Source organism: Nostoc sp. 'Peltigera membranacea cyanobiont' 232, assembly GCF_002245985.1.
In the GTDB taxonomy this organism is placed as follows: domain Bacteria; phylum Cyanobacteriota; class Cyanobacteriia; order Cyanobacteriales; family Nostocaceae; genus Nostoc.
The window spans coordinates 1-9825 of the sequence record NZ_NOLK01000218.1; the positions used below are offsets into that span (position 1 = coordinate 1).

The 9825-nt window shown below is 43.8% G+C and carries 12 protein-coding genes; 9 read left to right on the forward strand and 3 right to left on the reverse strand.

The window, feature by feature from the left end; all coding sequences use genetic code 11:
• The 3 genes from CDG79_RS36540 to CDG79_RS36550 form a co-directional block, all read right to left on the reverse strand.
• Positions 1–2543, reverse strand: a 2543-nt coding sequence (locus CDG79_RS36540) for a DUF5906 domain-containing protein (RefSeq protein WP_143855695.1), incomplete at its 3' end; no start/stop codon positions are given.
• Positions 2543–2821: a hypothetical protein gene (locus CDG79_RS36545; protein WP_094346452.1), complete on the reverse strand. Its 279-nt coding sequence runs from the start codon at positions 2819–2821 to the stop codon at positions 2543–2545. The genes CDG79_RS36545 and CDG79_RS36540, both read right to left, overlap by 1 nt.
• A 708-nt stretch (positions 2822–3529) precedes the next feature.
• A complete protein-coding gene (locus CDG79_RS36550) occupies positions 3530–3715 on the reverse strand; it encodes a plasmid partition protein ParG (RefSeq protein ID WP_094346453.1) in 186 nt (61 codons plus the stop codon).
• 277 nt (positions 3716–3992) lie between these two features.
• Between CDG79_RS36550 and CDG79_RS36555 the strand changes: the two genes are divergently transcribed.
• From CDG79_RS36555 to CDG79_RS36595, 9 genes are all read left to right on the forward strand, one after another.
• Complete coding sequence (locus tag CDG79_RS36555; protein WP_094346454.1) at positions 3993–5108, forward strand: ParM/StbA family protein; 1116 nt, start codon at positions 3993–3995, stop codon at positions 5106–5108.
• Positions 5109–5111: 3 nt separating this feature from the next.
• The gene (locus CDG79_RS36560) at positions 5112–5345 is read left to right on the forward strand and encodes a hypothetical protein (protein ID WP_094346455.1); all 234 of its coding nucleotides are present in this window, start codon (positions 5112–5114) and stop codon (positions 5343–5345) included.
• A complete protein-coding gene (locus tag CDG79_RS36565) occupies positions 5342–5587 on the forward strand; it encodes a hypothetical protein (RefSeq protein ID WP_094346456.1) in 246 nt (81 codons plus the stop codon). The genes CDG79_RS36560 and CDG79_RS36565 overlap by 4 nt, the downstream gene beginning before the upstream one ends.
• On the forward strand, positions 5584–5820 hold the full coding sequence (locus CDG79_RS36570) for a hypothetical protein (protein ID WP_094346457.1): 237 nt from the start codon (positions 5584–5586) through the stop codon (positions 5818–5820). Before CDG79_RS36565 ends, CDG79_RS36570 begins: the two co-directional genes overlap by 4 nt.
• Positions 5821–5827: 7 nt before the next feature.
• Positions 5828–6022: a hypothetical protein gene (locus CDG79_RS36575; protein ID WP_094346458.1), complete on the forward strand. Its 195-nt coding sequence runs from the start codon at positions 5828–5830 to the stop codon at positions 6020–6022.
• Positions 6022–6558 carry a hypothetical protein gene (locus CDG79_RS36580; protein ID WP_223278567.1) on the forward strand — a complete coding sequence of 179 codons (537 nt, stop codon included), beginning with the start codon at positions 6022–6024 and terminating at the stop codon, positions 6556–6558. The genes CDG79_RS36575 and CDG79_RS36580 overlap by 1 nt, the downstream gene beginning before the upstream one ends.
• A gap of 8 nt (positions 6559–6566) precedes the next feature.
• Positions 6567–7238: a hypothetical protein gene (locus CDG79_RS36585; RefSeq protein WP_094346459.1), complete on the forward strand. Its 672-nt coding sequence runs from the start codon at positions 6567–6569 to the stop codon at positions 7236–7238.
• Between the two features lie 70 nt (positions 7239–7308).
• Complete coding sequence (locus CDG79_RS36590; protein WP_223278568.1) at positions 7309–7887, forward strand: hypothetical protein; 579 nt, start codon at positions 7309–7311, stop codon at positions 7885–7887.
• Complete coding sequence (locus CDG79_RS36595) at positions 7884–9731, forward strand: hypothetical protein (RefSeq protein WP_094346461.1); 1848 nt, start codon at positions 7884–7886, stop codon at positions 9729–9731. Before CDG79_RS36590 ends, CDG79_RS36595 begins: the two co-directional genes overlap by 4 nt.
• Positions 9732–9825: the final 94 nt, after the last annotated feature.

Here is a 9825-nt window from a genome sequence, read left to right on the forward strand (position 1 = left end):
CCTCTCAAACTGGGGCGGTTAGCTCTCAAACTGGGGCGGTTAGCTCTCAAACTGGGGCGGGTAGCTCCCAAAATCCCAATGCCTTTCAGTATTGGAATCTGTTTTTTGCGAACATCACAGTACCTACTTGCGATGACTGCCTTGGGGAAGAGTTGAGCAATTCGAGCGCTGACTTGGTTAATGCCCTTCACGTTTTTGTCGCTGGGTCGCACTTGGTCAATCCACGTTCTGCGGTTGTTTTCATCTATAGTCAATGTGCCATTCTGCTGATACCAATTCTCCAGCAACATCCACAAAGCGCTTACTGACATCTCGCCACCTTCGACGTAGCCCAGTTTTTCATCTTCAATGAAATTAAACAGATGATTATTTTCCTTCTGAAGGTTGCGGAAAGCGTCGGTTGTGCATTCATAATCGATACCTGACTCTATAAGGTTGTTGAGTGCTTTTAGCATTCTATTTAGGAATGCGGGGGCAACATGCGTTCTAATAAACTCTGGGTCGTAGCGGAATCGGGGGTCGCCTTTTATCTCGTTTGGATTATTTGGGTCAGGATTATCTACAAAGGTTTTCCGGAATTCTAAAATTGCAATCCTATCTTTGATTGCTTGTATTACGCCTTGAAATGCGGGAGTCTCGTTTAAGTTGAAAATACCTATTGCGTTAGAAGAGAATTCTATATGGTCTTTCCCTTTCTGTTCGCAATGTAGTGTATCTCCAGTGACAAATAATTTTAAACTTTGAAGTCTATCAATCCTAGATGTTTGTGGGTTTTCAGAAGCCCAGTTAACTCGACTATATATAAGTGGGGCTAGTCCGAACTTTCTGCCTTCGTCGTAGGATTGGAAGTCACCCAAGGAGACAGAAGTTAATCCGTTCTTTCCATAAATGGTTGATACACACTCGCGCAGAGCATCTTTACCATTAGAACCAAGACCAATTGCAAACATTGCTTTTACCTCTCTCCCTCTAAATTTTCTAACAGTTTGAAGGTCAAGGGATGCAGCAATATTTCTAAGAAATATTTCTTGTTGTGGCTTGTCTAAACAAGCTAAAAGTTGCTCACAATATGTATCGTCAGCATTAGGGTCATATTCAATTAATGGTTCATAAATATAGTAGTCTTGGGGTGTGTGGGGGTTTAGTTTTACTGTAAAATCTCTGCCTTCCCACTCAACCCTAACTATCCCATTAGTGCAATTTACCCCAGGAGGATTAATTAGTTCTGGGTCAATTTCTGTTCCCATTTTCGCCCATTCCAGAACCTTTTTAACTGAACTGGGTGAAGCATAGGGACAAGACTTTTTACCCTGCTCGTTCTCGACCACAAAAGAATTACAAAAATCATAAATTCTTTTGCGTTCTGTGGAATCTGGAGAGTGTTTATAGTGATTGCCAGTGTGGTAGTAAAGCTTATCAGCAGCACAAATCCAGTTCTTATCTCCGTAGAGAGCTTGAAAAGCTTGCTGGGTAAAGGCTACAACCGGATTTTGGGCATCATCATCAACGACATCTACCTCTGCTTGTTGCGTTAGCGCAGCTTGCTGTAGGCATCGCTTTGCCACAGCCGCGTGGATCTCCTGCTCTAACCTGCGGATAAATTCTGGTGTTTCCATCTGCCCCAAGATTTCTTTGATGTCACTTGATTTATATGGTAAATCGGGGCAGATGTCGTGAGGGTTAATTCCAATAAATCCAATCCCCACCTCGGCTGCACAGTCCTGGCAGGTCTGGAGTTTCTTTAGCCCAGTGTCGTCTGGGTCATGTAGAAAAATGATTAATCCTATGCCTGAATCCTTGATAAGTTGGTATTCTGGCAGGATTGATTTTTTGTCCCAGGCGCTACCTTGGAACGTAAATCCAGCTAGCCCATGCTCTCGACCAACTTCTACGCACCCCTCCCCTTCGTGTTGGAGTAGTGCCGGGGTTCCTTGTACAGATTTACTAGCAGCGATCGCTTCATCAATGCGGTAAGCTTTCCAGGGTTCATCCCCTTTTCTCATCTCTGGAGTGCCGTCCGGGAGCCTGTGCCATTGGCGGAAGGATTTATCATAACCCTTCTCTTTGATGTAATCCGCCCATTCATAGCGAATTACCCATTGGTTTTGTGAGTAAGGGTAGATTGTTTGTCTTGCATTCCCTGGTATACCCTTGGGTAGCTTGCAAGTTATGTTTTGAGTTTGGGGTATGTCAGTCGCCGCTTGGGTCAACATCACTAGTGCTAATTCACCATCTGGAATTGGCGCACTTTTGGGCAAGATTCTCTTGGGGTTGGGTATTTTCGCTTTTGGGGAAGTTGTATAATTAACCCCTGCTCTTTCTGCTAAGACTTCAGCCCAAGGTTTAATCGCCTCCCGGATGTCTTTGCACTCACACTGGTTAAAGCAGCTGTACTTCCCAGTTTCTTGGACAATGGATAAATTATGCCCACCGCAAACTGGGCAGATGTATTTATTTTTCTCTCTGGCTGGTTCTAACTGGTCTACAAAATTGCGAATATCAAAGGAGGCGAGTGCTTGCTGATTGGAGAATTGTGCAACCATTACGCGATACCTCCTTGAACATTATTTAATTTTTGACAATTGCTTAATACATAAGTTGGCGATTCTTTAGGTTCACCCAGTGCATAGTTAGGCTGATGAAAGCGATCGCGGTTCCAGACTGTAAATTCTCCTATTGAGTAGCACCAGTCTGGTTTACCGCAGTGGGGGCAAGGGTGATGAGGAGTAACTTCTGTCGGTTTGTCTGTCTTTGGGCGAGATCCTATCTCGTACTGCCCTTGAAGTTCAATTGGTTGAAATGTGTAGTTGGTAGTAATCACAGATTTTTCCCCTAATACTTGATGTTTAAGTATTGGAGGGGGGATGTCGCGCTGCTACACCTTTATATCTATGAAATTCGCTATTTTGCTTGATTTAGCAAAATTTTGGCTCTTGAAATAACAATTTGATGACTTTTTTGCCAAAATCCGCCAGCAGAAGCATATTGAAATTGCCACAGCTACAGATATAATAAAATGCAGGCAGCACGGACTAAACCTCATTTCGCCAGTCAGTGGTTTCCAAGCGCCAACTTTTCCGCCACTGCTTTGGTTTGTTTGAGATCCCCTCTCCGGCTCCAGTAAATGGAATATGAGTCTAAATCTCGGATGAAGCGTCACTACTTATTAGTGGCGCTTTTGTCCGTTTATCTTTTGATACTGTTGTATATTGACCTCCGTGTACGCTTCATTTCAGTACTTGCCTGATCTTACAGAACAATCGAACGCTTGACATCAAACTCTAATACGAATTTTCATCCCCTAAAGTACGGTTTTTAAATCCAATTTTCAGACTGATTTACCGTAACATTACTTAATAAAAGTTGTGCTTTTGAAAAGAGGACGTAAGAGTTTGTAATTATCTGGTGGTTATCCGTTGCGCTGTCCTGGTATTTCGTCCATTAAAATTACTTAGACTTACTCGATTTTTCTTTTTGTCTGGCGATCGCTTATTGCTGTCAGCATGGGGGTAATCCTCAAAAATACAAATTATGCATCTTTACTTTTTTTGGGCTGAGGTGGAGATTGCTCATTTTGGTCTAGGTACTCCTCAATGAAGTCTACTAAAACTTCATTCATACTTTTCTTGTGTAATGCACAAGCAGATTTAAATCTCGCCCTCACATCCTCGCTCAGGTAAATTGAGACTCTTACTGGTTTTTCCTCTTCAGTCAAGTGTTAAAACTCCATATCACTTTAACTCTAGATTGACACCTTTAGAGGTAATCCGCTAGAGAGATAAAGAGCTATAGAGTTATAGTGGTTTGTTGTTTTAACTCTATAGTGTTATCATAGCATTAACAGCAAGCCAAAACCAGTCACCCAACAAAGGCAACAGAAGCCAGAAAGTGATGCTATGGCTTGCCCCTAACTGGATATCTGGATTTGTCTAGATTTAGCTAAAAATCAACGCCAAGCCAGAAAAATCAAGACTTTACCAATCATCGGAACCATGACAACGACATACACCAATGCCAAAAATTGGCTAGTTCAAGCGGATTTGTTAGCCAAATCAGGGCTAACTGACCTGATCGCCGGAAAAGACTCAGGTGCAGGGTATGGGAAGGCAATCATCGGTGATTTTTCGATCATGATGCCAGCCGTATACTCACTTGTTCGCAACCGAAACATCATGCACCACGAAACCATCTCAAAAGATGGCTGCTGGGTGCGTTATGTAGAAGGAAAGCGCCTGGACTTAAAAGACGTTCAATTCTTCTGGGGCAGTGCAGCGATCGCTCAAACTGACCACACCCTGCTGCACGAGGATAAGGCGAAAAAAGCAGAACTGGCACTAGAAAGCATCCTTGCAGACTTATCAGTTCTGAATATTCCCGATGGGGTCAAACTTTCGATTAGTTTGAGCAATCATAACCCAGAGCGCTGGGGCCAAGAGATTAAACGCAGGGTTGAAGGGATTCACACCTTTGAGCATCTGCACCCTGTAACTCGTTCCATTGTCAGCAAAACAGTTGAAATCCTAGTCACAGGCATTTATCCCGAAGGGTTTGGAAGCATTGCCCACTGCTTATTCGGTGAAGCATCCCTGGTACTTGACCCCTCAGAATTAGCGATCGCACTCGATATCGGTTCATCAACTTGGTTGATTACCGTGTTTAACGGCAGTGGTGCAGTGATTGACCGTCACTTGATTGAAGGTGGAGCGGGTGAACTGCACAGCATGATTGCCGGATCTCTCGACAAGCGAAACGACCGAGTGAGTCTGCTGTCCAAGGATGTGAAGCACTCGCCTAGTCTGGTTAACCAGGGGATTCTTGAAGGGACTTTCACTTATGGAGGCAACCACCTGACAGGTAAAAAGTTTGAAACCGAGTACAGCCAAAGTTTGGATGAATGGTGGAGTAACAGGATTGAGAAATTCGCCAACTTTGTGACTGCTGGTAATTATCTAGACCGCGCTAAATACCTTGTCGCCTGGGGTGGGGGTGTTTCCTTGCCAGTGGTGGATCAAAACTTAGCCGGTTTAGGCTTTGTGGTCTTGAACAATCCCCAATTCATCAATGCCTTGGGGTTGAAACTATTAACTCAAATATCAAAGGTAGCCTAATCAATGAATTACGAATCTCGGCGTATAACCATCTCCTACCTAGCAGTAATTGAATTGTGCAAGATTTTTGATTTACCCCAAGATGCACCGACACAAGCACTTTCAGCAGGTGTGGAGAAGCTGATTTTTCAACATGGCAATGTCCAATCACCACCCAAACCCGAAACAGCGCAATCTACACAGCCCAATAAATCGGCACTTAGCGCAATGGTCACTAATTTCAAGGGGGCAGCATGAACAGAACCACATTTAGAAACACGGTTTTAGGCATTGGAGCAACAGCAGCAGCGTTAGCCCTTGGCTACTTCGGAGTCCAGCAGCTTGGCAGAAACAATATGTTCACGATCGCCGCAGCCGTGGGGGGTGCAGGGGCCATCAGCTATGTACTTCAAAAACCGAACCAGCCACAAGCGCCAAGTAATCAGCCAGAACCCCAACCCACACCGATGAAAACCCAAAGGAAAGGGAAAAAGTCATGAGCGACCAAGACACCATGCAGACACAACCATCGCTAACAACCACTGAAATAATGACCATTCTCCTCGGTTGCGAACAGACTCTAAGGTTTGTGCAAGCATCCCCAAATTACAAGCAAATCGAAGCCTCCGAACGGTTCAGTACATCGAATGACTTAAAAATAGGTGATGCCGTTCAAGCCTTGATGGAGATTCACGAAGCAATCCTAAATATCGAGTTTTATTCCCAAGTTTGAGGAACTTATGTTAGAAACGACAACTTTGCAACGTAACCACCTCTATGAATTCCGTGGTCAACAACTGCGCTATAGCCACCACTCTAATTGTCGAGTCAATGCCCCTTTCATTTTCAATGACTCGAAAGCTAGACGCTTTGAACTAAGCCAAAACCAAGTGCAGAGGGAGGTTTTTGAACTTGTTGAGTTTTGTGAAAACTGATGATGAAGCGATCGCTCCCACCGACCAAAGTAAGTGCAATCGCCTCACCCGAAAGTGCATCAAGTACACATCGTTACAAGGATTTTAGCAGCATGGCACTCGATTACAAAAATCCCAATGATTGGGGACGCTCACCTCTGACCGACTCCGCCCTAAGAAAGCAGCAATTCAAAGCAGAAAATCCTGAACAATGGTCAGCAATGATTTCGGCAGATATTTCTGCACTCTCCACGCCAATATTCGAGAGTGAAGATTACCCACCCTTTACCGGGACGGAATTCTTAGCAACTCATTCAACCATTGATGACCATCCATACTCTGCTGCATTTGGTCAATTCTTGGGTAATGGGATTGACGCGGACATTGCAAATACTTTGGCATTTGGTGAGAAAAGATTTGATTTAATTTCTGATGATTTTGACGACCCCATAAGGCAATTAGCAGCGAGAATTTATAGCCGATTTGAAGAGATGGGTTACTGGGATAAGTTGCCCCAATCATCCAGCAATATCGACTATGACTACATACCTTATTAGGAGATAAAATGGCACGTAATTTTGGAGCAGCAAAACTCAAAAACCATATTCACAACAATGCCCCCGGTACGTTAGGAGCAATGGGGAGACTGTTTGATGTGTCAGATGAGGAGTTCAACAAAGCCCTCCTTGGCGACCAAACGGTAATCACCAAAATTGCAGACATGGCGCGACTGTCTGACACTGCAAAAACCAATTTACCCAAGGCTTTGGAGGCATACCGGAAAATCATTGAAACCACCGGAGATGTAAACCAAGCTTACGCTGAACTGGTGCAATTGACCCAGAAGCATGGAACGCAAACCCTGAAAGCTATCAACACCAGTAAGACAGGAGAGCAGCGTTTTAAAAACGAGATGTCCGAGATGCAAGCGGAACACGTCAACGCTACCACTGCCGAGGCTACCCGTCACGCTCAACGCTCATCCTTGATTCAGATATCTGGGGCCACTGCGGATTTAATGGCGATCGCAAAATATGAGGCTGATTTAATCAAAGCTTCTAACAAGCTGCCTGAGACACAAGACGCAGCAGATAGAGCTTATGAAACCGCAGTTACTAGCGCACTGTGGACAAACGGTAGTGAAGCGAAAACCGACCGCATACCCAAGCCCAATTACTCGCGCACTGCTGGGATTAGTCGAGTAGGGCAGTGGTTCCGCAACTTCATGGGCATTTAACCATAGTTAGCTAAAAGCCAGTAGTGCCATTCAACTCTGGCTTTTTCTGTTTCACCCACGCGAGGTAAACATGAATGAAATTGATTCCCTATTATCACAGTTCCAAAATACCAGTGAACAGTCCACACCGTTAATGTGGGGTGAAACTACTTCAGAAAAACCGACCCCAGAGAGCGAAGACGGCGAACGGTTAGAGCAATCAATTAGGGATGTCTTCAGTAACAAACAACTGCTAAACAAAGCACTGGCTACATTCCTGGGTGTGTTTACTGCCAATGCTGGAGTGAGCCTACTAACGAGTTTGGGAATTGGGGCGATCGCTTCTGGCACTTTAAGCAGCATTGTACTTGGGCTATTTTTCGCCAATACCCTGACCAAGCTTCACTACGACGGACAAATCCACATTGACAAAGATTTTTTGGTAGCGACCGCCCAAACCGCAAGTGTAGGAGCTTCGTTGTGGATTGCCTTTGATGAATATAGGGCAGTGTCAGAAGCAACTAATACAGGTAAGACACGGTTTTATCAGGAGGTTAAAACCTACGAAGTTAAGCCAACTCCCAAGAGTGAAATACCTTGGGGCTTGATTGGGGTAGGTGCTTTTGTGTTGTTGGTGATTGCAGCAATCGTCAGGGGGACAAACCAATGAAACGTAAGCAATTCGAGTCATACTTGCGTTCTGGCACTGCAAACAATATTACTGTAGGGCTGCTGGCAACCATCGGGTTAATTTGTGGGGCAAAGTCATTTACTGGCACTCAGATAAGTTTGGTTGAGTATTGTTTTATTCCCGAAAAGCTCACCAAGCCGGTTAACCGTCAAAGGTACTGCACTCCCAACAAGCGTTACATAATGCCAGAGTCGGAGTTTAATGCCCCTGTTTACGCCCCAGCTAACCCGGAGTTTCAACGTGATAGCTTTCTGCCAACCAAAGCAACTAGATTAAGAATAATAGAACCAAGTAACCCGGATAAGGCTTTGTGGGGATTAGCTTCAGTGTTTTTTCTAGGAGGAGCCTTTACCTTATCCAAAGCTAGGGAATGGCGATTAATCCAACTAATGCCTTCAGTTAGGTCAGAAATTCGTAGCAATTGGTTAATTTCTAAACTTTGGTACGGGTTAAGGCTCCATAAGGAAGCATATAGCGCCCAACTAGATTACGAATTCCACCAATGGACTGAGAATAGACGGGTAAGAGAGGCGCAGTTGTCAAAAATGACACCGCAAGAGTTAGCTATCTTTCAGGAGCAAGTGAGGTTAAGGGCAGAAGCCGAAGCACGGGCGCAACTGCAACAGGCAACGGGTCAACCAGCCGCAGCATTGCCAGGCCAATCAATGCAAGATATCGCCAGGGGTGACGATAAAGTGACCGGCTCTCAACAGCAGACATTACAACAAAATACTGCCCAAAGCCTTGACCCATCAGAAGCTCTTGCCCTAAGTACTTTGCAAGCCCTAGCCAGAGCAGATAGTTCCACTGCTTTAGTTGCCGCACCAGGAAGCGGTAAATCAGTAACGCTCAATTACTTAATTGAGAAGATTTTGGCAGATTACAAGAATGCTGATATTTGGGTAATTAGTGCTAAGAATGATAGTTTCTGTGGTTTACGGGAGAAAGAAAGGGTAATTGTTTTTGACGGGGAAAACCCAGACCTAGCCAAAGAGGTAATTGACAACTTTTACACCGACTACAAAAAGCGTAAACAGCTACTAGAATCAAAGCGCGAATCCTTACCACCATTGATTCTAATTCTGGATGATTGGTTAGTAATTGCTGACTCCTTAAGCAAGCTTTACTCTGATTGGAATTATGGGAGTAAATTACTTGATGTTTTACTGATTGGTCGAGAGTTTAATACTAAGTTTATTGCCTCCCTACAGTCTTTTAACTTGGCAGCATTGGGTATTGAAAAGATGGATGCTCAAACTCGTCTCTGTCTCAATTTATTGTTGTTAGGTAACAGGTATATCAAGAATGGAAGGGAGCAAGAATCTTATGGGGTACTGGAGTTGATTTTAAATAGAGGTGACATTATTCCAGGTAAGCAAGAGCGGGAGCAAATTAAATCTAAATACTTGGATATTAAAGCAGTCTCTTATCAAAACCTCCGTCCAGTGATGATTGCTTCTGTTGGTGGTTTTGTTGTGGCATTAATGCCCCTTTTATCTAATCTAGCCAAGCCGATTGCTTCGGAGCAGGAATATCTAGATAGAGTATTTGACCTAGAATTTAATTTAGCTGCTGCTCACAATCTACATTCAAAACCATTATCTGAGGTGGCTAAAAAGATTTATGAATACTTCCAGAATGTCAAGAATAAAACGCCAAAAACATTACGTGATTTGAAGAAAGCAGACAGGTTATCTGGTTATTCAGAATCAGAATTAATTGATGGAGTAGCTGAATTAGTAGAGAGGGAGAAGATAAATTGTGACGGCAATGATAACTACTCCCTGCCTGAGGGACTTCCAGAAAATAAACTATTCCATTAACAATAATGATAATCATTTTAAAGGGGAATGAAGTGGCTGCCGTAGGCAGCCACTTCATTCCCCTTTTGTAGTAATTTAAATAATGACGCTTATT